Genomic DNA, 24,576 nt, shown 5'->3' with positions numbered 1-24,576 from the left:
CGTAATCCCAGAACCGCCTCACACTTCAGGGCGACATGTGCTCGTGGGACAAAATACCCACGATTAAACGATTTACAACTCCGAAAAATCGATTTACTCATTCCTCCAGCGGATGGAATGCCTCGGTCCGCGCCTCGGGAGGAGGACCAATGGCGCACAGGCAGGACCAGCAGCGGCGGGCGTCGATCCACGACGTGGCAAGCCGCGCCGGCGTGTCTGCCGCCACCGTCTCCAAGGTACTGTCTGGTGTTACCACGGTGAAGCCGGAAAATGCGCAGCGCGTCTTCGATGCCGTCGAGCAGTTAGGCTACCGCATCGATCCGCTGGCCTCCGACATGCGCCGTGCCAAGCGCCGCATTATCGGCGCCATCATGCCCGAGTTCGAAAGCGAATTTTTTGGCCAGATGGTCACGCAGCTCGAGAGCCTCGCCGAGCAGCGCGGCTACACGCTGGTGGCGGCGTCGAGTCGCGAATCCGAAACACGTGAAAAAGAGATCCTAGCCCGCATGCATGACTGGCGCGTCGCCGGCGTGGTGCTGGCGCCGGTGCGCAACGAGCATGGCCCGGCTGCCGACTTCATGAAGGCCAATGGCATGACCGGCGTGCTGATCGACCGCGTGCTCTCCGATGACGCCTTCGACACGGTGTCGGCCGACAGCGCCGCAGCCAGCGCCGAAGTGGCGCGCGAACTGATCGCCAAGGGCCATTGCCACATACTGGTCGTCGGCCTCGGCGAACAGGCGGCGACGGTGCGCGCCCGCCTCGACGGGTTTCGCACTGCTGCGCTGAAACTGGCGCCGGATGTGCGCATCGATGTCGTGCTGGCCGAAACCGATGTCGAGCCGCTGCGGGCGCAATTGCGGGACTATTTCGCCAAAGGTGAGCGGCCGACGGCGGTCTATTCGCTGTTCCTCAAGGGCACGCTGGTGGCGCTGTCCGAATTCCGCCGGTGGGGCTGGCATTGTCCAAACGACATTTCGCTGGTCGGCTTCGACGACGCGGAATGGATGCAGGTGACATGGCCGGCCATCGCGGCCGTTGTGCAGCCGGTGCGCCAGATCGCCGGCCACGCCATGGAAGCGCTGTTTGCCAGGATTGAAGGTGGGGAGGGGCCGCCGATCGCGCGGCTTGAGCCTTGCCGGGTTTTGATGCGGGAATCCGTTGGCTCGCCAGGCAACGGCCCGCATTCCGGGGGAGGACACCGACAATAGCCCCCATTGTCGACAACCAGAAGCCGCACCTGGCCTAGGCTCGCGGCACGTGACATCAACCGGAGGACAATAAAAATGACATCGCGCATTCTGAAGATAAATCGATTTACTTTGGCTTTTGGCGTCGCAATAGCCCTCTCGGCCGTCAGTGTGGCCAAGGCCGAGGACGGCGAATACGGCGTGCTGATGAAGACGCTGGCCAATCCATTCTGGGGCGCGATGGGCCAGGGCGTGGAGGACGGCGCCAAGGCAGCCGGCGTGAAATATTTCCAGCAGGCGGCCGACAGCGACCAGGCGGCCGAGCCGCAGCTCAATCTGTGTAATACGATGCTCGAGCGCAAGCCGGTGGCGATGATCACCGCCGCCATCAACTCGACCAATCTGCTGCCCTGCCTGAAGGCGGCGCAGGATGCCGGCATCAAGGTCGTCGACCTCGACGGCAATCTCGACCCGGCGGTGCTCGACAAGGAAGGCATCAAAATCACCTTCCGCATCGGCTCCGACAATGTCGCGGCAGGCGGACAAGGCGCCGAATATCTGGTCTCCAAGCTCGGCAAGGATGCCAAGGGTCCGGTGCTGGTCATCGAAGGCCTGTCGGGCAACATCACCGGCGAGAAGCGCGCCAAGGGTTTTGCCGACAAGCTCAAGGAACTGGCGCCCGGGCTGGAAATCGTCGCCTCACTGCCGGGTGACTGGGATCGCAACAAGGCGGCCTCGATCGCCACCGACACACTGACCGCGCATCCCGACCTCGTCGCCATCTTCTGCGCCAATGACGGCATGGCGCTGGGCGCAGTGGAATCGATCTATGCGGCAGGCAAGGGCGAGCAGGTGACGATCATCGGCGTCGACGGCAATTCGGATGCGGTCAAGTCGATCAAGGAAGGCCGGCTCAACGCTTCCGTTGCGCAGCTTCCCTATCTCGTCGGCAAGCAGGCGGTCGAGAACGTCAAGAAGGCGCTGGCCGGTGAAAAGGTCGAGGAAAGTATCGCGGTGCCCACTTTGGTGCTGACCAAGGATGTGATCGAGGCCGGCAAGGAGCCGATGCTCGAATACGTGAAATAGTCCTCCCGGACTGGGCTGGCGCGGGTTTGGCCCGCGCCAGCCACTTTATTTAAAGGTGAGGCAACATGGCTTCTGAAATGGCGCGGCCTGGTTTCTGGGCTCGGGTGCAGCGTGCGTCCGTCGAACGACTTCATATCCGCCTGGAATCGCTGGTGGTGCTGCTGGCGCTAAGTGCGGCGATGGCAGTGTTGTCGCCGTATTTCCTGTCGCTCAGCAATTTTCTCAACATCCTGCTCGCGACGTCGACGATCGGCGTGCTGGCCATTGCCGCCACCTTCGTCATCGGCTCGGGCGGCCTCGACCTGTCGCTCGGCTCGGTCATGGGGTTGGCCGGCGTTGCCGGCGCCTTCTTCGCCGTCAATCTCGGCTGGCCCTCGGTGTTCGCGGTCGTTGCCTGCATCCTTGCCGGCGGACTTGCTGGGTACATCAACGGGCAACTGGTCACCCGCGCGTTCGTGCCCGCCTTCATCGTCACGCTCGGCATGCTCGGCATGGCGCGTGGCCTCGCTTTGATCATCTCGCAGGGCAGGGCGATCTACGGCCTGCCGGCCGAGATCGTCTATATCGGCCAGGGCCGACCGTTCGGCATTCCGATGCCGGTCATCCTGCTGGTGCTCACCGCCGTCGTTGCCCATTGCGTGCTCGCCTACACGCGCTTCGGCCGCCACACGCTGGCGCTCGGCGATAGCGAGGGCGCGGCACGCGCCGCCGGCATTCGCGTCGAGCATCACCGCCGCATCATCTACACGCTGTCCGGTGCGCTAGCCGGTCTGGCAGGCCTTTTGTTCACCGCCCGCGTCAATGCCGGCGACCCGACCGCCGGCATCAATTATGAGCTCACCGCCATCACCGCGGCGATCATCGGCGGCACCAATCTGTTCGGCGGTCGCGCCTCGATCCTCGGCACCATGATCGGCGCGCTGATCATGGGCGTGCTGCAAAACGGGCTGACGCTGCTGGCCGTCCAATCCTACTACCAGCAGATGGCGATCGGCGCCGTGCTGATCCTGGCGGTGTTCATCGACCAGTATCAGGTCCGGAAGGAGTCACGCGTATGAGCCTCCTTTCGCTGCAAGGCATCCGCAAGAGCTTTGGCGCGGTCGACGTGCTGCACGGCGTGGATCTCTCGATCGATGCCGGCGAAGTGGTCGGCCTTGTCGGCGACAATGGCGCCGGCAAATCGACGCTGATGAAGACCATCACCGGCATTTACCGCGCCGATTCCGGCTCTATCGCTTTCGATGGCAAGGACATATTGCCGCTCGATCCCGGCCAGCGGCGCCGGCTCGGCATCGAGATGATCTATCAGGACCTGTCGCTGGCCAAGCAGCAGGATGTCGCCGCCAACATCTTCCTCGGCCGCGAGCCGGTGAAGAAATGGTTCGGCGTCATCCCGGGCTTTGTCGACAAGGCCGAGATGGACCGCCAGGCGGCCAAGATGATCGAGCGGCTCGGGGCGCATCTGCCGTCGATCAACCGCTCGGTCGGTTCGTTCTCGGGCGGCCAGCAGCAGACGGTGGCGATCGCGCGCGCGCTGACCTTCAACCCGAAGCTCGTCATCATGGACGAGCCGACGGCGGCGCTTGCCGTGCGCGAGGTACAGAGCGTGCTCGACCTCATCCGCCGGCTGAAGTCTGAAGGCATCGCCGTCATTCTGATCTCGCACCGGCTGAACGATGTGCTGTCGGTCACCGACCGCATCGTCGTGCTGCGACACGGCCGTGCCGATGCCGATCTCGTCACCGCAAACACCAACATGACCGAAGTCGTCAGCCGCATTGTCGGTGGCGGCGATATCGCTGCTGCGGCGGCGCACGAGCAACGAGGCTGAACTGATGAACACTTTTGGACTGCACACTTTTGCCATCGCGCCGGTCTGGGATCTCGATCTGATCGAGCCGCAGATGGAGCGGCTGAAAGGGCTCGGCATCGGCTTGCTCGAAATCCCGCTGCTGCGCCCCGAGGAGATCGACACCAAGCGCACCCGCGTTTTCGCCGAACGGCAAGGCGTCGAGCTCATCCCTTCGCTCGGCCTGCCGCGCGCGCTCGATGTGGTGGCGCGACCGGACGAAGCGCTGGCCTTTCTCGAACCGGCCTTTGCCGTCTGCGAAGCGGTGGGCAGCAAGGCCCTTGGCGGCGTCACCTACGGCACCATCGGCAAGACAACAGGCCGTGCGGCGACGGCGGAAGAAATCGACGGCATGTGCCGGTTCCTGGTCCGCGCGGCCAAGGCCGCCAAGGCGCATGGGCTGAAACTCGGCATCGAGCCGTGCAACCGCTATGAGACGCATCTGATCAATCGCGGCATCGATGCGACGCGGATCATCGAGCGCGTCGGCGCCGACAACATCTTCATCCATCTCGACACCTACCACATGCATATCGAGGAGGAGAGTTTTGCGGCCGGCTTCAAGGCAGCCGCGCCCTATCTCGGCTACGTCCATGTCTCGGAAGCCAATCGCGGCGTGCCGGGGCGTGGCATGCTGAACTGGGCTGCCTGCATGAAGGCCATCGCCGACATCGGCTACACCGGCGCGATCACTCTGGAGAGCATGAACCATGTCGATGTTGACATAGCCGGCGGTCTGGCGGTGTGGCGTCCGGTGGCGGACAATCCCGACGATGTCATTGGCGTCGGCCTGCCGTTCCTGCGCGAGGAAGCGCGGAAGGCGGGTTTGACGCTCGGGTGAGGGTTCTTCCCTTCTCTCCCTGTGGGAGAAGGTGGCCTCGCGAAGCGAGGTCGGATGAGGGGTGTTCCAGGGAACGCCGACCTCTCACTCCGCTGGAACACCCCTCAACCGTCTCGGCGCTAAAGCGCCGATCCACCTTCTCCCACAAGGGGAGAAGGAAGAAAGAAAGAATCAGAACGGATAGTGCTGGCCGGGATCCTCGATCGTCAGCCAGCGCAAATCGGTGAATTCGGCGATCGAGGCCTTGCCGCCGAAGCGGCCATAGCCCGAGCCCTTGACGCCGCCGAACGGCATCTGCGCCTCGTCGCCGACGGTCGGGCCGTTGATGTGGCAGATGCCGGCCTCGATGCGGGCGGCAACGGCCATGGCGCGGCGGATGTCGCGGCTGAAGACGGCCGACGACAGGCCGTATTCGGTGTCGTTGGCGACGCGCACGGCCTCGTCTTCGCCCTTGACGCGGATCACCGGCTTGACCGGACCGAAGGATTCTTCGGCATAGACGCGCATGGCCGGCGTGACGTGGTCGAGCAGTGTCGCTTCGACCACGGTGCCGGTGCGCTTGCCGCCGGCCACCAGCTTGGCGCCCTTGGCGACCGCATCGGCCACCAGCTCTTCCATCTTGTCGGCGGACTGGCTGCTGATCAGCGAGCCCAGCACGACATGGCCGCGCGGGTCACCCGCCGGCAGTTGTGAGGCGCGGGCGGCGAGCTTGGCGACGAACTCGTCGGCGACCTTCTCGTCGACCACCAGGCGTTCGGTCGACATGCAAATCTGGCCCTGATGCATGTAGGCGCCGAAGGCCGCCGCATTGACCGCGGCGTCGATGTCGGCATCGTCGAGCACGACCAGCGGCGCCTTGCCGCCGAGTTCGAGCAGTGCCGGCTTCAGGTGCTTGCCGGCGAGTTCGGCGATGATCCGGCCGACCTTGGTCGAGCCGGTGAAGTTGACGCGCCTGACCGCGGGATGCGCGACCAGCGCCTCGACGATTGCCGCCGCGTCCTTTGGGTCATTGGTGACGACGTTGATAACGCCTTTGGGCATACCGGCCTCGACCAGCACCTGGCCGATCAGCCGGTGCGTGCCCGGGCACATTTCGGAGGCTTTCAGCACCACCGTGTTGCCGCAGGCGATCGGCATGGCGATGGCACGGGTGCCGAGAATGACCGGCGCGTTCCAAGGCGCGATGCCAAGGCACACACCGGCCGGCTGGCGGATCGCCATGGCAAGCGTGCCTGGTTTGTCCGAGGGGATGACCTCGCCCGAAATCTGCGTGGTCATGGCCGCTGCCTCGCGCAACATCTTGGCGGCCAGCATGACGTTGAAGCCGGCCCAGGGACCGGTGGCACCGGTTTCTTCCATCATCAATTTGGTGAATTCGCCGACCTTGGAATCCATCACATCGGCTGCCTTGGAGAGCAGAGCGCGGCGCTCGCCCGGACCGGTCTTCGACCAGGCCTTGAAGGCGGTGGCCGCGGCTTCGACCGCGGCATTGGCATCGGCCACGCTGGCCGCTGCGGCGCGCGTCGCAAGCTTGCCGGTGAACGGGTCCATGCGCTCGTAAGAGGCAGCACCCGACGCATCCCTTTTATCGCCGTCGATCAGAAGTCCGATGTCCATTATGTTCTCCCTCGCTCGCAGTCGAGCGTCTTTTCTATCTTGTTATTGACCATGATCTTATCCGAAAACCGGTTCCCACTTTTCGGGATCATGGTCTAGAAGCCGAGCACTTCGGCGTTGATCGATGCTTCGAGGCCACCGTCGACCGGCACATTGGCGCCGTTGACCCAGCGCGCGCCGTCCGAGCACAGGAACAGCACGACAGGCGCGATATCGCCCGAGGTGCCGGCGCGTCCGACACGGGCGATGTCGCTGTCGACGCGGGCATCGCCCAGCACATTGCGGAATTGCTTCAGGATCGGCGTCTCGACCGGGCCGGGGCTGACCGCATTGACGCGGATGCCGCGGTTTTTGAACAGCTCCTGATGCGCAGCGCGGAAGGTCCACAACAGCAGCAGTTCCTTGGAGACGGGGTAGCCTTCCTCGTTCTTCACCTGATGGTCGGCGACCACCTTGGCGACGTCGGGAAAACCTTCGATGCCGACCATCGACGCCGCGCGGTTGAGGTTGGCGCGCCAGCCATAGCCGGCGATCGAGGCGACGTTGACGACGGCGCCGCCTTCGCGAAGCTTTGGCGCGAGGCCTTCGGAGAGCGCGCGCAGGCCGTAGAAGTTGACTGCCAGTGTCGACACCGCGCCGGTATTGCCGGAGAGGCCTGCGACGTTGCAGAGCGCATCGATGCGCTGCGGCAGGGATGCAACGAGATCATCGACGCCGGCCTTGGACGAGATGTCCGCCCTGACGAAGCTGCCGACCGGTGCGGCCGGCTCACGCACATCGACGCCGATCACGTCCGCGCCGAGCTGACCGGCAAGTTCCGCGGTGCGGGCGCCAATGCCGGAAGCGACACCAGTGATGAGGATGGTTTTGCCAAAAAGCATGGTCACGCCTTCTCCCGATGTGCCGTGGTTTCGTGCGACTCTGTCGCCGTCTCCGCATCGCCGGCGTTTGCCGGCAGCCGGACGCGGTAGCCGACGGGCAGGAGCCGGACGCCGAACCACTCCTCGATCGTTCCCCAAAGGCCGCGCGGCAGGAACAGCGAGAACAGCACAGCCGTGGCGCCAAGGCCGATGAGATACCAGACGCCGGTGCCGCCGAACCAGGTCTCGATGAGGAAGAACAGCAAAGCGCCGAGGATGGCGCCTTCGAAGGTGCCGATGCCGCCGACCAGAACCATGAAGATCATGTAAGCCGTCCACTGGACATTGAAGTAAGTCTTCGGCTGGAAGGTGATCGAAGTGGCCAGCCACAGCGCGCCGGCAATGCCGATGCCGAAGGCGGCGAGCACGAACAGAAGCCGCTTGGTGCCGGTGACACGCACGCCGACCGATGCGGCCGCATCTTCATTGTCGCGGATCGCCCTGATGGCGGCGCCGGTGCTGCCGCGCAGCAGGCCGAACAGGATGGCAAGCAGCGCCGTCATCGAGGCCAGCGCCAGCCAGTAGATCGTCGCCCGCCTGGCGCCGGCGTCATAGACGTTGAGCGAAATCAGCGACGTCCCGGTTTCGCCTTGCACCAGCCGGTCGAGATTGACCAGGAGATGGGTGAGCGCCGCGATCACCCACATGCCGATGGCGAACTCGCCATTCCGCAGCCGCAGCATGAACAGCGACATTGGCCAGGAGATGGCGCCGACGATGATCGCCGAGACGAACAGCGAGGCGAACGGGTTGAGGCCGGCATCGGCGAGGCGAATGGCGAAATAGGCGCCGAGGCCGAAGAACACTTGTTGTCCCACGGAGACCAGGCCACCGAAGCCGGCCAGCGCATTCCACATCGCCGCCAGGATCACGTAGATGAACAAGGCGGTCATGCGGTCGACCGCGCCGGCCGACAGGAAGTGCGGTGCGACGCCAAGCAGCGCGATGATGACGACGACCGCGATCGCCGAGATGCGCGAGGCAGGTGTGCCGCGCTCGATGACGGGGGAGGTCGAAACGGCGCTCATGTCGTCTTCCTCGCGGGCAGGCGCAGCAGGCCGCGCAGGCCGAGGCCGGACGTGGAGAGCCGGATGAACAGCACGATCAGGAATGCGACATGGCCGCCGATCAGAAAGCCTTGCGGATGCACCTGCGCGCCGAGCGTCTGGGCGAGCGCCAGCACGATGCCGCCGAGAAGCGTGCCCCACAGCGAACCGGCGCCGCCGATGACGGCTGCTTCGAAGGCGAACAGCAATTGCGGCGCACCGGTATAGGGATCGAACGTGGCGCGCATGCCAAGGAAGGCGCCGGCAAGACCAACCGTGACCATGGCGATGGCAGCGGCAAGGGCGTTGGCGCGGCGCGCGTCGACGCCGACGAGGCCAGCCGTATCAGGATCTTCCGAGGTGGCGCGGATCGAACGGCCAAGCCTGGTGCGGGTCAGGAACAGCTGCAGCCCGCCAAGCAGGATCACGGCGGCGGCGAACATGATGACCGCCAGCTTGCCGACATAGATGCTGCCCGGCCATTCCCAGGAATCGTAGGAGAGGCTGCCGATATAGGGCGCCAGCGACCGCGTGTCGGCGCCGAACTGTTCGAACAGCGCATTGTCGATGACGATGGCGAGGCCGAAGGTGGTGAGGATCGGCAGCAGCGCGCCGCCGCGGGCGCTCCGCTCAAGCAGGAAGCGTTGCAGCGCCCAGCCGATCGCCGCCATCAGCGGCAGCACGATGAGCAGGCCGACGAAAGGCGAAATGTGGAATTGCGAGGCGAGCCACCACAGCGCATAGGCCGAAAACACCGCCAGGCTGCCATGCGCGAGGTTGATGATGCGCATCACCGAAAACATGAAGGAGAGGCCGCAGGCGATCAGTGCGTAGTAGCCGCCGAGAAGGATGCCCTGGACGATCTGGTTGCTCATGCCGGCACACTCCCGGCGCTTTTCCGGTGCAGGCCGAAATAAGCCTTCGTCACCTCGTCGCGCGACATGCCCTTGCTCGGCCCTTCCAGCGCGACGCGCCCTTCGAGCATGCAGATGACCTTGTCCGAGACCGACAGCGCGCGGTTGAGGTCCTGTTCGACCAGGATGATCGTCGTGCCGGAGCTGATCAGCCCTTGCAGCGAAGCATAGACGCGGTCGACCACCAGCGGCGACAGGCCGAGGGAGACCTCGTCGAGCAGCAGCAGCTCCGGATTGCTCATCAGCGCGCGGCCGATGGCCGTGGCCTGCTGCTCGCCACCTGAGAGATGCCCGGTCTTGGCATGGCGGCGTGGTTTCAGATTGGGAAAGGTATCGAGCACGCGTTCCACGCTCCAGTCGCCGGGGCGCCCGGCGGTCGTGCCAAGCAGGAGGTTCTCCTCGACCGTCATCTGCACGAACAATTTGCGACCCTCGGGCACCAGCGCCACGCCCATGCCGACGCGCTTGTGGGAGGGCACGCCGGTGATGTCGGCGCCATCCAGAAGCACGCGACCGGCCGTCGGCGGATGCGCGCCGGCGATCGCCCTGAGCAGCGTCGTCTTGCCGGCGCCGTTGGCGCCGACCAGCGCCAGCGTTTCGCCGCGCTCGATCGTAAAGTTCACACCGCGCACCGCCTGCAACAGGCCGTGACGGACAACCAGGTTCTCGATTGCGAGCAGGCTCATTTCGGGCCTCCGCCGAGATAGGCGCGCACGACTTCGGGGTCGGCTATCACCGCTTGCGGCTCGCCGTCGGCGATGATCTTGCCGGCATCCATGCAGATCAGCCGCTCGGCCACCTGCAGCAGGATATGGACGATGTGCTCGATCCAGACGATGCCGATCTTGCGCCGGCGCAATTCCTTGATGGTGTCAACCAGCTCGCTCGCCTCGCCATCGGTCAGGCCGCCCCCGATCTCGTCGAGCAGCAGCAGCGTCGGTCTTGCCGCCAGCGCGCGGGCCAGTTCCAGCCGCTTGCGATCGAGCAGTCCAAGCGTTTCGGCGCGGCGGTTGGCGACGCCCATCATGCCGCAGAGTTTCAGCGAGCTGAGCGCCTCCGCGTAGGCTTCGTCGCGGGCGAGACCAGCGCCATGCGACGCGGCGACGAAGACGTTCTCGAAGGTGGTCATGCCGCTGAACGGTTTCGGCACCTGGTGCGTGCGCACCAGGCCGAGGCGACAGCGGGCTGTGGCCGGCAGCGCCGTCACGTCTCCACCCCTAAATGCGACGGTGCCGGCACTCGGCGGAAAGGCGCCTGAAAGCACGCTGAGCAGCGTCGTCTTGCCGGCGCCGTTCGGGCCGACAATGCCGACGGCCTCGTCGGCAGTCATGGCGAAGTCGATATCGTCGAGCACAACCAGCGCGCCGAAGCGTTTGTGGATGCCGGCGGCGCTGAGGATCGCAGCGTTTGATGAACCGTCCACGATGCGATCCCCGTAACCGTCGATCAGCCGTTATACGGCTGGAGCTTGGCCTCGACCGGCACCTTCGGGTCGGTGGCGTTCTCGGTGACGACATAGTCGAGCGGGAATTTGCTGCCTTCCTTGGCGGCCACCCACTGCGTGCCGATGATCGGGCCGGGCGAGACATTGGCGACCGGACCGCTGGTGAAGTCGACCTTGCCGATCATGGTCTCGGTGTTGAGCGTGCTCAGCGCCTTGGCGACCGCCGCCTTGTCTTTGGCGTCGGTGCTCACCTTCAGCGCTGCGAAGCCGGCGTCGAGAAGCGACATCGAGGCGCCAAGCTGCTGCGTCCACTGCTTGCCGCTCGCGGCCTCGTAGCCGTCGGCAAGCTCGGTTCCCGACACGCCGGTAAGCGGCGACTTGTAAGGGAAGGCCTTGTGCCAGTAGGCGGCGCTCGAAATCTTGTTGCCGAGATCGCCAAGCGCCTCGATGTCGGACGGGAACAGTCCGGTCTTGGCGACCTGGCAGATCTTGATCTGCTTGATCAGGCCTTGCTGTGCTGCCTGGCGCCAGAAGGCAGCGAAGTCCGGCGGAATCGGGAAGGAGTTGAAAATCTCGACGCCTTCCTGCTTGAACAGCGCGATCTGCGAGGAATAGTCGGTGGTGCCGGTCTCATAGGCGCCGGGATCGACGATGGTGAAACCCTGCTTGGCCAGCAGCGGCGCCAGATGGGCGCGGATGGCGTTGCCGTCGGCGTCGTTGGGATACATGACGCCGACCTTCTTGTTGGTCTCGATCAGGTTCCACTGGGAGATATAGGCCTTGAAGAATTCGCCGACGCCGAAGCCGAAATGATAGGTCCATTTGAAAGGCGAGGGGGCGTCCGGCTTGGCGCCGCGGCCGAAATACCAGGCCTCCCACGGCATCACAGTGGAGAGGCAAGGCACGCCTGCGGCTTCGCAGGCGTCGGCGACCGGATTGATCACCTCGGGCGTGGAGACGGCGAGCATCAGGTCGATGGCCTGGTTGTTGATCAGGTCCTTGGCGAGTTGGCCGGCGCGAGAGGGATCGGACTGGGTGTCCTGGTCGATGATCTCCACACTGTATTTCTTGCCGCCGATGTCGAGGCCGCCGGCCAGCGCCTTGCGGGCGAGGTCGAGCACATAGCCGTCGGTCTGGCCGAAGCCGGCGAGCGGGCCGGTGCGCGGGCTGACAAAGCCGACTTTCAGCGTGTCGGCGGCCTGCGCGAAGGCGTTGCCACGGCTGAGCGCAAGGGCTGCGCCGCCGGCGAGAGATGTGGCGATGAACTGGCGCCGCGAGACGCCGGATTTGCTTGAGGTCATGCTGATATTCCTCCCTTTCCTGACGGTGCCTGGAGGCGACCGCCGGCCTGCTCAAAATCGGTGCCGCCCGTTGTTCAGATCGGATATGCCCCGGCTGGCTCCAAGGCGGCAGCGGAACGCCGCCAATGCCGGCAAACGGCACGATTTCGATCCTCCCATCGTCACAGTGCCCTAGGTGTTTGGTTTGGTAAAATGATATTTTGCGGTGTTTCGTTAACCCTGGGGTTACGAGAATTGCACACCTGGGAACCGCGTCGCCGAAACTGACTGTTTACTGTGCCGGCGCGAAGGACGACTGCCTCAGCCGCCTCGGCTGGCTGCCTCGCGGATGGTTTTCAGCAGGATGGCGAAGGCCGGCGAGGGGGCGGTGTCGGTTCGCATGGTCAGCCCGACGGGTCCCTTGGTCTCTTCGGTGTTGACGGGAAGCGTGACGAAGGCGCCGCTGGAGATTTCATTGGCGACGACGCCGGTCGAGATGATCCAGACGGCATCGCTCTGCCGCAGGAAGGCGCGGCCGAAGGAATCCGAGACGGTCTCGATCTCGGTCGCCGGCGCGGTCATGCCGTTGGTGATGAACAGGCGGTCGACAAACGGGCGGATGACCGATTCCCGCGTCGGCATCAGCACCGGAAACTCGTCGAGGCGGGCGAAGATGTCCTGGCCGGGCTGCGCAAGCGGGTGGCCGGCCCGCACCACGAACAGAACCTGTTCTGAATAGAGATGCTCGAAGAAGAAGCCGGTCATGTTTTCCGGCGCTGCCAGCCGGCCGACAACGAGGTCGAGCGCGCCGACGCGCAACTGTTCGAGCAGCACCGCATTCTCGCCGGTGACGATCTTGATCGCCGCGCCGGTGTTTTCACTCAGGAACAGGCTCATGGCGAGCGGCATGACCCTGGCCGACACTGTCGGCAGGGCGCCGATGCGGATCGGATGGCGGTTGATGGCGCCGTCCTGCCTGACCGAATCGACGCCGCGCTTCAAGGCGGTGATCGCCGTGCCGGCATGACCGAGGAAGATTTCGCCGAGCCGCGTCACCCTGATGCCGCGGCCGTCACGTTCGACGACGGCGATGCCAAGCGCCTCCTCGAGCTCGCGCAATGTCTTGGTCACCGCCGGCGGGCTGACATGAAGAAAGTCGGCCGCCCTCGCCACGCTGCCTTGCCGCGCTACCTCAAGGAATGCCTGCAGGTGACGGAACCTTATGCGGCTTTCGGACATGGTTTTCGTAACCCCTCAGTTAATGAAACGGCGCAAAATATCATTTTACCAAACCAAATGCCTTGTGCAATGTGAACACGGAGGATCGAAATCGTGCCATTCGTCAACATTGGCGGCATCACGCTGCACCATCGCCACTTCAAGGCGGATGGGAACGCGCGACCGGTCGTGTTCATCAATTCGCTCGGTACCGACTTTCGCATCTGGGACGAAGTGGTGTCCGGATTGAACGCTGACATGCCCTTGCTGGTTTACGACAAGCGCGGCCACGGGCTCTCCGATATTGGCGGCATCTCCTCGATCGACGATCATGTCGACGATCTCTCCGGCCTCATCGATCATTTCGGGTTGACCAATGTCGTCCTCTGCGGCCTGTCGGTCGGCGGCCTGGTCGCGCAAGGGTTTTACGCGCGACGCCCCGACATCGTCGAAGGCCTCATCCTGTGCGATACCGCGCACAAGATCGGCACCGCCGACAGCTGGAACACCCGCATCGCAACGGTCGAAAGCAAGGGCATCCAGGCCGTCGCCGACGCCGTGCTCAAAATGTGGTTCACGCCAGCATTCCACACCGAGCGTGTCGCCGAGCTTGACGGCTACTGGAACATGATGACCCGGCAGGCCGTCGCCGGTTATGTCAGCACCTGCGCCGCGGTGCGCGATGCCGATTTCACCCAAGCCGCGCAGGCCATCGCGGTGCCCACGCTTTGCGTCGTCGGCGACCAGGACGGCTCGACGCCGCCGGACCTCGTTCGCTGGCTGGCTGATCTGATCCCCGGCGCGCGGTTCGAAATCATTCGCGACGCCGGCCACATCCCTTGCGTCGAACAGCCTGAGGCGCTGACCACCCTGATCCGAGAATTTCTCGCGTCGCTTCCTGAGAGAAAGCAGATCCATGGATGAAGTGTCCAAAAACGAAACCAGATACCGGGCCGGGCTGACGGTACGGCGCTCGGTTCTTGGCGACCCGCATGTCGACCGCAGCGAGGATGCCGTCACCGATTTCGACCGGCCGTTCCAGGAGCTGATCACCGAGGCGGCCTGGGGGACGGTGTGGGCGCGGCCGGGTTTTAGCAAGCGCGAGCGTTCGATTGTGACGCTGGCCCTGCTCGCCGCACTCGGCCATGATGAAGAGGTCGCCATGCATGTGCGCGCCACCGCCAACACCGGTGCGTCGCGCGACGACATCTGCGAAGCGTTCCTGCATGTCGCGATCTATGCCGGCGTGCCGGCGGCCAACCGCGCCTTCAGGATCGCGAAGGAGGTGTTTTCGGACATGGACGGAAGCAGGAATGGCCATGCCAGCTGATGCCGGCTCGAACCGCAGGCCGGAGACCGGCGCCTTCTTCCAGCGCGACCGCAGTTGGCATCCGCCGGCGCTGACGCCGGACTACAAGACCTCGGTGCTGCGCTCGCCGCAGAAGGCGCTGCTGGCCTTCGACAACACCGCGTCCGAAATAACCGGTCCGGTGTTCGGCCACGCCATGCTGGGCGAACTCGACGCCGACCTGATCCACAATTTCGCCAAGCCGGGCGAGAGCGCCATCGGCGAGCGCATCATCGTCTATGGCCGTGTCCTCGACGAGCGCGGCGTTGGTGTATCCGGCGCGCTGCTCGAATTCTGGCAGGCCAATGCGGGCGGCCGCTACCGCCACAAGAAGGACGGCTATCTCGCGCCGCTCGATCCGAATTTCGGCGGCTGCGGCCGCACCATCACCGACGCCGATGGCGGCTATGCCTTTCGCACCGTGAAGCCCGGCCCGTATCCGTGGCCGAACGGACCGAACGACTGGCGTCCCTCGCACATCCATTTCTCGGTGTTCGGCCACGGCTTTGCGCAGCGGCTGATCACGCAGATGTATTTCGAGGGCGACCCGCTGATCTGGCGCTGCCCGATCGTGCGCGGCATCCGCGACAAGGCCGCCGTTGAGACGCTGATCGCGGCGCTCGATATGCAGGCAACGATCCCGTTCGACGCGCGCGCCTACAAATTCGACATCGTGCTGCGCGGACGCCGCGCCTCGCTGTTCGAAAACCGGCCGGAGGGCAATTGATGGCGCAGGCGCTCATCCGGCTGAAGGAGAGCCCGTCGCAGACGGCGGGGCCTTATGTGCATATCGGGCTGACGCCGAATTTCGGCGGCATTGGCGGCGTCTATTCCGCCGATCTCGGCGCATCCATGATCAACGACAAGACCAAGGGCGAGCGCATTGGTTTGCGCATCCGCGTGCTCGACGGCACCGGCACGCCGCTCAGGGACGCGCTGATCGAAATCTGGCAGGCGGATGCGAACGGGTTCTACAATTCGCCGGCGGAGTTGCGCGGCGATGCCGATCCGGATTTCCAGGGCTGGGGCCGCCAGCCGACCGACATGGAAACCGGCCTGTGCAGTTTTCAGACGATCAAGCCGGGGCGCGTGCCGTTTGGCGATGGGCGATTGATGGCGCCGCATATCAGCCTGTGGATCGTCGCGCGCGGCATCAACATCGGTCTCCACACAAGGCTCTATTTCTCCGACGAGGAAAAGGCCAATGCCGAGGACCCGATCCTCGCCCGCATCGAGCACAAGCTACGGGTGCCGACGCTGATCGCCGAGCGGCAGGGCGAGAACTATATCTTCGATGTCCATCTCCAGGGGGAGAAGGAAACGGTCTTCTTCGACAGCTGATGCTCTGGAGACCTCGCGAATGACCGTATCGCCCTTCGACCATCCGCTGCTGTCCGGCCTTCTCGGCGACGAGGAGGCGGCGCGGCAATTTTCCGCCGACGCGGAAATCGCCGCCATGCTCGATTTCGAGCGCGCGCTGGCGGAAGCGGAAGCCGAAAGCGGGGTCATCGGCAAGGACGCCGCGGCGGCGATCGTGTCTGTCCTGTTGTCCTACAAGCCGGATACGGCAAAGCTGCGGGCCGGTGTGGCAAAAGACGGCGTGATCGTGCCCGAACTGGTGCGCCAGCTGAAGGCAGCGGTCGGCGCGCCGCACGACGCCAGCGTGCATTTTGGCGCGACCAGCCAGGATGTCATCGATACTGGCCTGGCGCTTCGGCTGCGCCGCGTGATCGACCATCTCGATCTCTTGCTGATTGAAAACATCGTGCGGCTGACGGCGTTGGAAGAGCGTTTGGGGGGCAGGACATTGGCCGGGATGACACGGATGCAGGTGGCGATCCCAATAAAAGTGTCGGACCGTGTCGCAGCGTGGCGAGCGCCGCTACAGCGGCATCAGCAGAGATTGTCGCAACAGTCGCCACGTTTGCTCGTAGTGCAATTTGGCGGCGCCGCCGGCACGCTGGAAAAGCTCGGCGACAAGGGCCCTGCGGTGCGCGCGGCACTTGCCGCAAAGCTCGGCCTTGGCGACGCGCCGCAATGGCATAGCCAGCGCGATGCGCTGGCCGAATTCGCCGGCTTGCTGTCGCTCATCACCGGCGGCCTCGGCAAGTTCGGCCAGGACATTGCGCTGATGGCGCAGGCCGGCTCTGAGATCACACTGTCCGGCGGCGGCGGCTCGTCGGCCATGCCGCACAAGCAGAACCCGGTGAAGGCCGAAGCGCTGGTGGCGCTGGCGCGCTTCAACGCCACGCAGCTTTCCGGCATGCACCAGGCGCTGGTGCATGAGCAGGAGCGCTCGGGCGCTGCCTGGACGCTGGAATGGCTGCTTCTGCCGCAAATGGCGGTTGCGACCGCGGCCGCCTTGCGGCTCGCCGCCGAACTTTCCGGACAGATCGAGAGCCTGGGCCACTGATGCGCACAAAGATCGTCATTGTCGGCTCGGGACCATCCGGCCTGCTGCTCGGCCAGCTGCTCAGCGGCATCGGCGTCGAGACGGTGATCCTCGAGCGTTCGAGCCGCGAGCACGTGCTTGGCCGCGTGCGGGCAGGGGTGCTCGAACAAGGCACGGTCGAACTGCTGGAGGAGGCGGGCGCGGCGGCCAGGCTGCATGCCGAGGGCCTGCCGCATTCCGGCATCTCGCTCGCCTTCGGCGGCGGCCTGCACCGGCTCGATCTCACGGCGCTGACCGGCGGCAAACACGTCACCGTCTATGGCCAGACAGAAGTGACGCACGACCTGATGGACAAGCGCGAGGCGGCGGGGCTCACCACTGTCTACGAGGCGGCCAATGTCGCGCTGCACGATTTCGACGGCGACGCGCCTTCCGTCACCTATGACAAGGATGGCGTCAGCTACCGCATCGATTGCGACTTTATCGCCGGCTGTGACGGCTATCACGGCGTCAGCCGCAAATCGGCGCCGGAACGGGCTCTGAAGACTCTCGAGCGGACCTATCCGTTCGGTTGGCTGGGCGTGTTGGCCGAGGTTCCGCCGGCCGATCACGAACTGGTCTATGCCAACCATGAGCGCGGCTTTGCGCTGTGCTCGATGCGCTCGACCCATCGCAGTCGCTACTATGTCCAGGTCCCGGCCGACGAGCGCGTCGAAGCGTGGAGCGATGACCGCTTCTGGGATGAGTTGCGCCGCCGCTTACCGGAACAAACGGCTGCCGCTGTCGTCACCGGGCCGTCCTTCGAAAAGTCGATCGCGCCGCTGCGTTCCTTCGTTGCCGAGCCGATGCGCTTCGGCCGGCTGTTCCTGGTCGGCGATGCCGCCCATATCGTGCCGCCGACCGGCGCCAAAGGGCTCAACCTCGCCGCCAGCGATGTGCGCTATCTCTTTGCCGGGTTTCGCGAATTCTATCTCGACAAATCGCAGGTCGGGCTCGACGCTTATTCAGCCAAGGCGCTGGCGCGAGTCTGGAAAGCGGTGCGCTTCTCCTGGTGGATGACGACGATGCTGCACCGCTTTCCCGATACGGGCGATTTCGGCCAGCGCATCCAGGAGGCCGAGCTCGACTATCTCGTGCATTCGCAAGCGGCGTCGACCGCGCTGGCCGAGAATTATGTCGGGCTTCCCTATTAGGGTGTGCCGATATTCAGGTGAGGCCGGCCTGCAAATGGCTGATACCTGCGCTTCCGGTGCTCACGTACGAAAAGTACGCTCCGCTCCGGTTCTCGGTATCAACCATTTTCGACTCGGCCTGACCTGAACCTCGGCACACCCTGGCGTGCGTATTTCAAACGCGTTCGAGCGCCACCGCGATGCCTTGGCCGACGCCGATGCACATGGTGGCGAGCGCATAGCGGGCGTTGCGCTCGCGCAACTCCAGCGCTGCCGTCCCGGCGATACGGGCGCCCGACATGCCGAGCGGATGGCCAAGCGCGATGGCGCCGCCATTCGGGTTGACGTGCTCCGTGTCCTCGGCGATGCCGAGTTGGCGGAGCACGGCGATGCCTTGGGAGGCGAAAGCTTCGTTGAGTTCGATGACATCGAATTGTTGCGGCGTCAGGCCGAGGCGGGCGCACAGCTTTTTCGTCGCAGGCGCCGGGCCGATGCCCATGATGCGCGGCGCGACGCCGGTAGCGGCACCGCCAAGGATACGGGCGATCGGTGTCAGGCCATATTTTTTCACCGCTTCTTCCGACGCGACGATCAGCGCCGCGGCGCCATCGTTGACGCCCGACGCGTTGCCGGCGGTGACAGTGCCGCCCTGGCGGAACGGCGTCGGCAGCTTTGCCAAGGACTCGACCGTTGTGCCGGCGCGGGGATGCTCATCCTTGGAGACGACGATCGCATCGCCCTTCTTCTGCGGGATCGTCACCGGGGTGATCTCTTTTGCCAGCCGGCCATTGGCCTGCGCTGCGACAGCCTTGTCCTGGCTGCGCACGGCGAAGGCATCCTGGTCGGCGCGCGACACCTGGAAATCCTCGGCAACGTTCTCGCCGGTTTCGGGCATGGAATCGACGCCGTATTGCTTCTTCATCAACGGGTTGATGAAGCGCCAGCCGATGGTGGTGTCGTAAATCTCGGCGTGGCGCGAAAAGGCGGTCTCGGCCTTGGGCATGACGAAGGGCGCGCGGCTCATCGATTCGACACCGCCGGCGATCATCAGCTCGGCTTCGCCCGACTTGATGGCACGGGCGGCAATAGTGAGCGCATCCATGCCGGAGCCGCAGAGCCGATTGACGGTGGAGCCTGAAACCTCCTTAGGCAGTCCGGCCAGCAACAGCGACATCCGCGCCACGTTGCGGTTGTCCTCGCCGGCCTGGTTGGCGCAGCCGTAGACGACGTCGTCAATAGCCTGCCAGTCGATGCCGGGATTGCGCTCGATCAGCGCTTTCAGCGGGATGGCGCCGAGATCGTCGGCGCGGACCGAAGACAGAGAGCCGGCGAAGCGGCCGATCGGGGTGCGGATGTAGTCACAGATGAAGGCCTCGGCCATGTCATGCAGCCTTTTCTTTTCCGCTTCCCTCGTGCGCCGCCTTAGTGCGGGCCTGCAGGTCGCGCAATGTCGTCAGCTCGAGTTCCGTCGGCGCCGGCGTTTCGTCAAGCGCCTCGGCGAACTTTACGATCCAGCCACAGCTGTCCTGCACCTGCTGGCGCGTGACGCCGGGATGCAGCGACACGACGGTGAATTCCTTGGTTATGGGGTCCGGCTTCCAGATGGCGAGATCGGTGATCAGCAGCGTCGGGCCTGATGTGTCGATGCCGAGGCGCTGGCGATGATCGCCGCCGTCGCCATGACCGAAGGAGGTGAAGAAGTCGATCTTTTCGACCATGCCGCGCTTGGACTGCGCCATGGTGATGTAGATTTCCTTCGACGAGGTGGCAATCTCCGGCGCGCCGCCGCCGCCGGGCAGGCGGGTCTTCGGATGCGCATAGTCGCCGATGACGGTGGTGTTGATGTTGCCGAACTTGTCGAGCTGGGCGGCACCCAGGAAGCCGATGGAGATGCGGCCGCCCTGCAACCAGTAGCGGAACATCTCGGGCACCGAGACGGTGGTGACGGCGGTGTCGCAGAGTTCGCCGTCGCCGATCGACAGCGGCAACACGTCGGGCGCCGTGCCGATGGTCCCGCTCTCATAGATCAGCGTGATGTCGGGCGCATGCGTCAGCCGCGCGACATTGCAGGCGGCCGACGGCGCGCCGATGCCGACGAAGCAGACATCATCGTTCTTCAAGGCGCGGCTGGCGGCAATCGTCATCATCTCGTTGGGGGTGAAGCCGCTCATGCCGCGCTCCTCAGACGTTCGACGCGGGCCGCGAAATCGTCCGCCGTGCGCTCAAGGACATTGGCCTGCATCCAGGCCTGGAATTTCTCGCGGTCGGCGGCGATCTCGTCCCATTCGAGATAGGCGGCATTGTCGCGCACATAATAGCCATGCGTGTAGGAGGGGTGCGAGCCGCCGGGCACCACGGAGATAGCTGCAATGGTCCAGCGCGGCAGCACGGTGAGGTTGGGGTGGAGATCGTCGAAATTGTCGACCACTTCCTCGACCGTCACCACCGCGCGCTTGGCCGCGAGCACGGCTTCCTTTTGGATGCCGATAATGCCTTCGACCAGCACATTGCCTTTTTTGTCGGCCTTCTGCGCATGGATGAAGGTGACGTCCGGCCGTATTGAAGGAACAGCCGCCAGCACTTCGCCCGTGAAAGGGCAGGTGACCGATTTGATGTTCGGATTGACTGCCGCCAGCCCGGCGCCGCGATAGCCACGGAACACCGCGCAGGGCAGGCCGGCGGCACCCGCCTCATAGGCATTGGCCATGCCGGCATGACTGTGTTCCTCGATCTCGATCGCTCGGGGAAAGCCGTTCTCGATGGAATCGCGGGCGCGCCGCAGCAGGCCGACGCCGGGATTGCCGACATAGGAGAACACGATCTTCTTGGCCATGCCCATGCCAATCATCTGGTCGTAGATCAGGTCAGGGGTCATGCGGATGAGGGTGAGGTCGCGAAACCCCTGGCGGATTGCTTCATGCGCCGCCGCCGTCGGGATCAGATGGGTGAAGCCTTCGAAGGCAACCGCATCGCCGTCGTGCAGGTTCTCGGCCACAGCCTCACTGAGCGGCAGAAACTTGACCATCGCAGGGGAACTCCGAATTGGAAAAAGTTCGTATTGCGAATATTTGTTTTGTATGAGATACTTTTATGCCAAGTCGCTATGTCGAGTCAATGGCGACAGATTGTTTCGCGGAGGTCTCATGGACGACGAGGCAACGACGCGCGACCATGTCGGTTCGCTGGAGCGCGGCCTTGCAGTCATGGAGATCCTGGCCCGGCATCCGGCAGGGATGACGCTGACCGAGATGGCGGAAGAGGCGGGACTGACTCGCGCCGGTGCGCGCCGCTTCCTGCTGACGCTGACCGCGACCGGCTATGCAACGCAGGTCGGCCGGCAGTTTTCGCTTTCGCCGCGCCTGCTGACCGTCGTCCGCACCTGGCTCGGCGGCGCCTCACTGTGGACATTCGCGGCCCCGATCATGCGTGATCTGGCGGGCCAGTTTAATGAAGCCTGCAACGCGGCCGTGCTGTCGGGCGAGGAGGTCGTCTATGTCGCGCGTATACCCGGCCGCCGCATCCTCAGCGTATCACTCGACGTCGGCACCAGGCTGCCGGCCCACTGCACCTCAATGGGGCGTGTCCTGCTTGCGGGGCTGGGCGTGGACGAGCTGAAGTCCTTCTTTGCCGAGGCGAAGATCGAGCGGCGGACGCCGAAGACGATCACCAGTCGCGCAGCACTAGGCAAAGCGATCGACGCGGCGAGGGCGGACGGCTTTGCCATCGTCGATGAGGAACTGGAGCTCGGCCTGCGCTCGATCGCCGTGCCGATCTGCGACCGATCCGGGCGGACGGTGGCGGCAATCAACATGTCGACCCAGTCGGCCCGGTTTTCGGTGGCAGAGATGGAGCGGGATATCCTGCCGGTGCTGCGAAAGGCCAAGCAGCGGGTTGAGGAATTCTTCTTTGTCTGACCGACGCGTGAACTGTCCGAAGCTTGGCGCTGCCCTGGTTCTGATGGGAATTGATGGAGCGGACCTTGGCTGATCGGCCGGCCATGGCGTTATATCCTGTCCTCCAGGGGAGGAATGGATGGCAGGCCAGGGTTTCGAGCCGGATGTGAGGGTTCGCAGCAGCGAATACCGGATCGGCTGCATCGGCGCCGGCATGATCATGGCCGAATGCCATCTCGCCGCCTATGCGCAGGCCCGCTTTCCGGTCGTCGCAATCGCCTCGCGGACCAAGGCCAGCGCCGAGAAAGTGGCGCAGCGCTGGGGCATCCCGACCGTCCACGACACGCCGGAACAACTGATCGAGAGTAGTGAGCATGATCATGGCCGAATGCCATCTCGCCGCCTATGCGCAGGCCCGCTTTCCGGTCGTCGCAATCGCCTCGCGGACCAAGGCCAGCGCCGAGAAAGTGGCGCAGCGCTGGGGCATCCCGACCGTCCACGACACGCCGGAACAACTGATCGAGAGTAGTGAGGTCGAAATCGTCGACCTTGCCTTTCCGCCCGACCAGCAGCCGGCGCTGATCCGCCATGCGCTGAAGCAAAAGCACATCAAGGCGATCCTGGCGCAGAAGCCACTGGCGCTGTCGGTCGAGGAAGCGGTCAAGCTGCGCGACGAGGCAGCCAGGTCCGGCAAGATCCTCTCGGTCAACCAGAACATGCGCTACGACCAGTCGATGCGCGTGCTGAAGCAGATCATCGACAGCGGCATGCTGGGTGAGATCGTCTTTGCGCAGATTGACATGCATGCGATCCCGCATTGGCAGACTTTTCTTGCCGGTTACGACCGGCTGACGCTCGCCAATATGAGCGTGCATCATCTCGATGTGCTGCGCTTCCTGTTCGGCGATCCCTCTGAAATCACCACGCTGACGCGCAAGGACCCGCGCACGGCGTTCAACCATTCCGACGGCATCACCGTCTCGACGCTGCGCTTTCCCTCCGGCGTGCTTGCCGTGTCGCTGGAGGACGTCTGGTCCGGCCCGCGCCAGGAAGGCTATGAGGACGACCAGCACATCAACTGGCGCGTCGATGGCACCAAGGGAGTCGCCAAGGGCACGATCGGCTGGCCGAAAGGTGTCGCTTCCACGCTGACCTATGCCTCGACCGAGACGACCGGCGGCAAGTGGGTCAGCCCGAGCTGGGACACGATGTGGTTTCCGCACGCCTTTATCGGCGTGATGGAACAGTTGCAGCATGCGGTGAAGACGGGCACGCCGCCGGCGCTGTCGGTTGCCGACAATGTCAGAACGATGGCGCTGGTCGAGGCCGGCTACCGCTCGATGGCCGAAGGCCGCACCGTCAAACTGTCCGAGATATCGATCGACTGACAATCTGGCCGCCGAATAGCGTGGCGGCTGAATCGCTTACCGGGAGGAGTTCACATCATGATGCAGGCAGGGATCTTCACCGGCTATTTCCCCTATGAGCTCGCGGAGTCCGCACGGCGCATCCGCGCGCTCGGCTTCAACACGGTGCAGCTCGATCTGCATTTCAGGGATATCGACCTGTCAGCTGGGCAGATCACCAGGGACAAGGCGAGGGTCGTGCGCGACACATTCCGCGACCACAATCTGCCGGTCTGCTGCCTCTCGGGCTACACCAACATCATCCACCCCGACAAGGCCGAGCGCGAGAAGCGGGTTGGCTATCTCAAGGAGATCATCCGCAACGCGCGCGATTTCGGCTCGCCTTATGTGATCTCGGAAACCGGCACCTACAACACCGAATCCGATTGGGTGCATCACCCCAAGAACAAGACCGAGGAAGGGTTCGAGGAATGCCGCAAGGTGATCTCGGACCTTGCCCAGACCGCCTACGACCATGGCGCGGTGTTCCTGCTCGAAACCTATGTCAACAATGTCGTCGGCTCGGTGGAGGAGACAGTAAAGATGTTCGCGCAGGTCGACCATCCCGGCCTTGGCCTGCTGATGGATCCGACCAACTATTTCGAGGCGCACAACATCGACCGCATGGACCAGGTGCTGAACCAGGTGTTCGACACGCTGACCGACAAGATCCGCATCGCGCATGCCAAGGATGTGAAGCGCTCAGGCAGCGACAAGACGGAAAAGCATGCCGATATCGGCGATGCCGACGCGCATGAAGGGCTGACCTTCCGCGGTGTCGGCGAGATCGAACTGCCGGCGCCGGGCCTCGGTTCGCTGAACTACGATCTTTATCTGAAGCGGCTCAGCGAGAAGCACCCGAACATTCCGGTCATCATCGAGCATCTGACCGAGGACGACGTGCCGCGGGCGAAAACATTCCTCGACGGAAAATTCCGCGCCAACGGCCTTTGAGGCCGA

26 protein-coding genes are annotated in these 24,576 nt (G+C 64.4%); 15 read left to right on the top strand and 11 right to left on the bottom strand.

Features of this window, described 5'->3' with window-relative positions; genetic code table 11:
• Window positions 1–149 precede the first annotated feature (149 nt).
• The 5 genes from AC1DYC_RS11325 to AC1DYC_RS11305 all read left to right on the top strand — a co-directional run bounded on the left by AC1DYC_RS11325 (window position 150) and on the right by AC1DYC_RS11305 (window position 4,966).
• A complete protein-coding gene (locus AC1DYC_RS11325; RefSeq protein WP_477406286.1) occupies window positions 150–1,211 on the top strand; it encodes a LacI family DNA-binding transcriptional regulator in 1,062 nt (353 codons plus the stop codon).
• Window positions 1,212–1,286: 75 nt separating this feature from the next.
• Window positions 1,287–2,276, top strand: a complete 990-nt coding sequence (locus AC1DYC_RS11320; protein ID WP_477406284.1) for a sugar ABC transporter substrate-binding protein — start codon at window positions 1,287–1,289, stop codon at window positions 2,274–2,276.
• Window positions 2,277–2,341: 65 nt separating this feature from the next.
• Window positions 2,342–3,334, top strand: coding sequence for an ABC transporter permease (locus tag AC1DYC_RS11315; RefSeq protein WP_477406282.1), 993 nt, complete (start codon window positions 2,342–2,344; stop codon window positions 3,332–3,334).
• Window positions 3,331–4,107, top strand: coding sequence for an ATP-binding cassette domain-containing protein (locus tag AC1DYC_RS11310; protein WP_477300941.1), 777 nt, complete (start codon window positions 3,331–3,333; stop codon window positions 4,105–4,107). The genes AC1DYC_RS11315 and AC1DYC_RS11310 overlap by 4 nt, the downstream gene beginning before the upstream one ends.
• Before the next feature lie 4 nt (window positions 4,108–4,111).
• The gene (locus AC1DYC_RS11305) at window positions 4,112–4,966 is read left to right on the top strand and encodes a sugar phosphate isomerase/epimerase family protein (RefSeq protein WP_477406280.1); all 855 of its coding nucleotides are present in this window, start codon (window positions 4,112–4,114) and stop codon (window positions 4,964–4,966) included.
• A 171-nt stretch (window positions 4,967–5,137) separates the two neighbouring features.
• Here the strand turns inward: AC1DYC_RS11305 and AC1DYC_RS11300 are convergent, their stop codons facing one another.
• The 8 genes from AC1DYC_RS11300 to pcaQ form a co-directional block, all read right to left on the bottom strand.
• A complete protein-coding gene (locus AC1DYC_RS11300; protein ID WP_477406278.1) occupies window positions 5,138–6,583 on the bottom strand; it encodes an aldehyde dehydrogenase in 1,446 nt (481 codons plus the stop codon).
• 95 nt (window positions 6,584–6,678) lie between these two features.
• A complete protein-coding gene (locus AC1DYC_RS11295) occupies window positions 6,679–7,464 on the bottom strand; it encodes a coniferyl-alcohol dehydrogenase (RefSeq protein WP_477408257.1) in 786 nt (261 codons plus the stop codon).
• 2 nt (window positions 7,465–7,466) lie between these two features.
• Window positions 7,467–8,531 carry a branched-chain amino acid ABC transporter permease gene (locus AC1DYC_RS11290; protein WP_477406276.1) on the bottom strand — a complete coding sequence of 355 codons (1,065 nt, stop codon included), beginning with the start codon at window positions 8,529–8,531 and terminating at the stop codon, window positions 7,467–7,469.
• The gene (locus AC1DYC_RS11285; RefSeq protein ID WP_477406274.1) at window positions 8,528–9,424 is read right to left on the bottom strand and encodes a branched-chain amino acid ABC transporter permease; all 897 of its coding nucleotides are present in this window, start codon (window positions 9,422–9,424) and stop codon (window positions 8,528–8,530) included. Before AC1DYC_RS11285 ends, AC1DYC_RS11290 begins: the two co-directional genes overlap by 4 nt.
• Window positions 9,421–10,149: an ABC transporter ATP-binding protein gene (locus AC1DYC_RS11280; RefSeq protein ID WP_477406272.1), complete on the bottom strand. Its 729-nt coding sequence runs from the start codon at window positions 10,147–10,149 to the stop codon at window positions 9,421–9,423. The genes AC1DYC_RS11285 and AC1DYC_RS11280 overlap by 4 nt, the downstream gene beginning before the upstream one ends.
• Complete coding sequence (locus AC1DYC_RS11275; RefSeq protein WP_477406270.1) at window positions 10,146–10,886, bottom strand: ABC transporter ATP-binding protein; 741 nt, start codon at window positions 10,884–10,886, stop codon at window positions 10,146–10,148. The genes AC1DYC_RS11280 and AC1DYC_RS11275 overlap by 4 nt, the downstream gene beginning before the upstream one ends.
• Before the next feature lie 23 nt (window positions 10,887–10,909).
• Entirely contained in the window at window positions 10,910–12,208 is a 1,299-nt protein-coding gene (locus AC1DYC_RS11270; RefSeq protein WP_477406268.1) for an ABC transporter substrate-binding protein, read from the bottom strand.
• 300 nt (window positions 12,209–12,508) lie between these two features.
• The gene (gene pcaQ, locus AC1DYC_RS11265; RefSeq protein WP_477280334.1) at window positions 12,509–13,426 is read right to left on the bottom strand and encodes a pca operon transcription factor PcaQ; all 918 of its coding nucleotides are present in this window, start codon (window positions 13,424–13,426) and stop codon (window positions 12,509–12,511) included.
• A 93-nt stretch (window positions 13,427–13,519) separates the two neighbouring features.
• Between pcaQ and pcaD the strand changes: the two genes are divergently transcribed.
• From pcaD to pobA, 6 genes are read left to right on the top strand one after another with little or no spacing between them, the layout of a single operon-like run.
• Window positions 13,520–14,329: a 3-oxoadipate enol-lactonase gene (pcaD, locus tag AC1DYC_RS11260; RefSeq protein ID WP_477406266.1), complete on the top strand. Its 810-nt coding sequence runs from the start codon at window positions 13,520–13,522 to the stop codon at window positions 14,327–14,329.
• Window positions 14,322–14,735 (top strand): 4-carboxymuconolactone decarboxylase, encoded by a 414-nt coding sequence (gene pcaC, locus AC1DYC_RS11255; protein ID WP_477300959.1) that lies wholly within the window; start codon window positions 14,322–14,324, stop codon window positions 14,733–14,735. The genes pcaD and pcaC overlap by 8 nt, the downstream gene beginning before the upstream one ends.
• The gene (pcaH, locus tag AC1DYC_RS11250) at window positions 14,725–15,480 is read left to right on the top strand and encodes a protocatechuate 3,4-dioxygenase subunit beta (RefSeq protein ID WP_477408255.1); all 756 of its coding nucleotides are present in this window, start codon (window positions 14,725–14,727) and stop codon (window positions 15,478–15,480) included. The genes pcaC and pcaH overlap by 11 nt, the downstream gene beginning before the upstream one ends.
• Complete coding sequence (pcaG, locus tag AC1DYC_RS11245; protein ID WP_477406264.1) at window positions 15,480–16,094, top strand: protocatechuate 3,4-dioxygenase subunit alpha; 615 nt, start codon at window positions 15,480–15,482, stop codon at window positions 16,092–16,094. Before pcaH ends, pcaG begins: the two co-directional genes overlap by 1 nt.
• A 19-nt stretch (window positions 16,095–16,113) precedes the next feature.
• A complete protein-coding gene (locus AC1DYC_RS11240; protein WP_477406262.1) occupies window positions 16,114–17,166 on the top strand; it encodes a 3-carboxy-cis,cis-muconate cycloisomerase in 1,053 nt (350 codons plus the stop codon).
• Complete coding sequence (gene pobA / locus AC1DYC_RS11235) at window positions 17,166–18,338, top strand: 4-hydroxybenzoate 3-monooxygenase (protein ID WP_477406260.1); 1,173 nt, start codon at window positions 17,166–17,168, stop codon at window positions 18,336–18,338. Before AC1DYC_RS11240 ends, pobA begins: the two co-directional genes overlap by 1 nt.
• A gap of 154 nt (window positions 18,339–18,492) precedes the next feature.
• On the opposite strand, the gene pcaF is transcribed toward pobA, so the two are convergent.
• From pcaF to AC1DYC_RS11220, 3 genes are read right to left on the bottom strand one after another with little or no spacing between them, the layout of a single operon-like run.
• Window positions 18,493–19,698, bottom strand: a complete 1,206-nt coding sequence (pcaF, locus tag AC1DYC_RS11230; protein ID WP_477406258.1) for a 3-oxoadipyl-CoA thiolase — start codon at window positions 19,696–19,698, stop codon at window positions 18,493–18,495.
• A gap of 1 nt (window position 19,699) precedes the next feature.
• Window positions 19,700–20,488: a CoA-transferase subunit beta gene (locus AC1DYC_RS11225; RefSeq protein ID WP_477406256.1), complete on the bottom strand. Its 789-nt coding sequence runs from the start codon at window positions 20,486–20,488 to the stop codon at window positions 19,700–19,702.
• Complete coding sequence (locus tag AC1DYC_RS11220; RefSeq protein WP_477406254.1) at window positions 20,485–21,342, bottom strand: CoA transferase subunit A; 858 nt, start codon at window positions 21,340–21,342, stop codon at window positions 20,485–20,487. Before AC1DYC_RS11220 ends, AC1DYC_RS11225 begins: the two co-directional genes overlap by 4 nt.
• A 118-nt stretch (window positions 21,343–21,460) precedes the next feature.
• Here AC1DYC_RS11220 and AC1DYC_RS11215 point away from each other — a divergent pair, with 118 nt between their 5' ends.
• The 4 genes from AC1DYC_RS11215 to AC1DYC_RS11200 all read left to right on the top strand — a co-directional run bounded on the left by AC1DYC_RS11215 (window position 21,461) and on the right by AC1DYC_RS11200 (window position 24,570).
• On the top strand, window positions 21,461–22,231 hold the full coding sequence (locus AC1DYC_RS11215; RefSeq protein WP_477406252.1) for an IclR family transcriptional regulator domain-containing protein: 771 nt from the start codon (window positions 21,461–21,463) through the stop codon (window positions 22,229–22,231).
• Window positions 22,232–22,349: 118 nt separating this feature from the next.
• Window positions 22,350–22,739, top strand: a complete 390-nt coding sequence (locus AC1DYC_RS11210; protein ID WP_477406250.1) for a Gfo/Idh/MocA family oxidoreductase — start codon at window positions 22,350–22,352, stop codon at window positions 22,737–22,739.
• Entirely contained in the window at window positions 22,645–23,598 is a 954-nt protein-coding gene (locus AC1DYC_RS11205) for a Gfo/Idh/MocA family protein (RefSeq protein ID WP_477408253.1), read from the top strand. Before AC1DYC_RS11210 ends, AC1DYC_RS11205 begins: the two co-directional genes overlap by 95 nt.
• Window positions 23,599–23,655: 57 nt before the next feature.
• Window positions 23,656–24,570: a sugar phosphate isomerase/epimerase family protein gene (locus AC1DYC_RS11200; RefSeq protein ID WP_477406248.1), complete on the top strand. Its 915-nt coding sequence runs from the start codon at window positions 23,656–23,658 to the stop codon at window positions 24,568–24,570.
• Window positions 24,571–24,576 lie beyond the last annotated feature (6 nt).

Source organism: Mesorhizobium sp. P2_E7, from assembly GCF_056403855.1.
This window is presented reverse-complemented; position numbering and strand designations above follow the sequence as displayed.

Coding starts and splice junctions, on each gene's coding strand:
- AC1DYC_RS11325 (WP_477406286.1), top strand. CDS start 150: ATGGCGCACAGGCAGGACCAGCAGCGGCGGGCGTCGATCCACGACGTG.
- AC1DYC_RS11320 (WP_477406284.1), top strand. CDS start 1,287: ATGACATCGCGCATTCTGAAGATAAATCGATTTACTTTGGCTTTTGGC.
- AC1DYC_RS11315 (WP_477406282.1), top strand. CDS start 2,342: ATGGCTTCTGAAATGGCGCGGCCTGGTTTCTGGGCTCGGGTGCAGCGT.
- AC1DYC_RS11310 (WP_477300941.1), top strand. CDS start 3,331: ATGAGCCTCCTTTCGCTGCAAGGCATCCGCAAGAGCTTTGGCGCGGTC.
- AC1DYC_RS11305 (WP_477406280.1), top strand. CDS start 4,112: ATGAACACTTTTGGACTGCACACTTTTGCCATCGCGCCGGTCTGGGAT.
- AC1DYC_RS11300 (WP_477406278.1), bottom strand. CDS start 6,583: ATGGACATCGGACTTCTGATCGACGGCGATAAAAGGGATGCGTCGGGT.
- AC1DYC_RS11295 (WP_477408257.1), bottom strand. CDS start 7,464: ATGCTTTTTGGCAAAACCATCCTCATCACTGGTGTCGCTTCCGGCATT.
- AC1DYC_RS11290 (WP_477406276.1), bottom strand. CDS start 8,531: ATGAGCGCCGTTTCGACCTCCCCCGTCATCGAGCGCGGCACACCTGCC.
- AC1DYC_RS11285 (WP_477406274.1), bottom strand. CDS start 9,424: ATGAGCAACCAGATCGTCCAGGGCATCCTTCTCGGCGGCTACTACGCA.
- AC1DYC_RS11280 (WP_477406272.1), bottom strand. CDS start 10,149: ATGAGCCTGCTCGCAATCGAGAACCTGGTTGTCCGTCACGGCCTGTTG.
- AC1DYC_RS11270 (WP_477406268.1), bottom strand. CDS start 12,208: ATGACCTCAAGCAAATCCGGCGTCTCGCGGCGCCAGTTCATCGCCACA.
- pcaQ (WP_477280334.1), bottom strand. CDS start 13,426: ATGTCCGAAAGCCGCATAAGGTTCCGTCACCTGCAGGCATTCCTTGAG.
- pcaC (WP_477300959.1), top strand. CDS start 14,322: ATGGATGAAGTGTCCAAAAACGAAACCAGATACCGGGCCGGGCTGACG.
- pcaH (WP_477408255.1), top strand. CDS start 14,725: ATGCCAGCTGATGCCGGCTCGAACCGCAGGCCGGAGACCGGCGCCTTC.
- pcaG (WP_477406264.1), top strand. CDS start 15,480: ATGGCGCAGGCGCTCATCCGGCTGAAGGAGAGCCCGTCGCAGACGGCG.
- AC1DYC_RS11240 (WP_477406262.1), top strand. CDS start 16,114: ATGACCGTATCGCCCTTCGACCATCCGCTGCTGTCCGGCCTTCTCGGC.
- pobA (WP_477406260.1), top strand. CDS start 17,166: ATGCGCACAAAGATCGTCATTGTCGGCTCGGGACCATCCGGCCTGCTG.
- pcaF (WP_477406258.1), bottom strand. CDS start 19,698: ATGGCCGAGGCCTTCATCTGTGACTACATCCGCACCCCGATCGGCCGC.
- AC1DYC_RS11225 (WP_477406256.1), bottom strand. CDS start 20,488: ATGAGCGGCTTCACCCCCAACGAGATGATGACGATTGCCGCCAGCCGC.
- AC1DYC_RS11220 (WP_477406254.1), bottom strand. CDS start 21,342: ATGGTCAAGTTTCTGCCGCTCAGTGAGGCTGTGGCCGAGAACCTGCAC.
- AC1DYC_RS11215 (WP_477406252.1), top strand. CDS start 21,461: ATGGACGACGAGGCAACGACGCGCGACCATGTCGGTTCGCTGGAGCGC.
- AC1DYC_RS11210 (WP_477406250.1), top strand. CDS start 22,350: ATGGCAGGCCAGGGTTTCGAGCCGGATGTGAGGGTTCGCAGCAGCGAA.
- AC1DYC_RS11200 (WP_477406248.1), top strand. CDS start 23,656: ATGATGCAGGCAGGGATCTTCACCGGCTATTTCCCCTATGAGCTCGCG.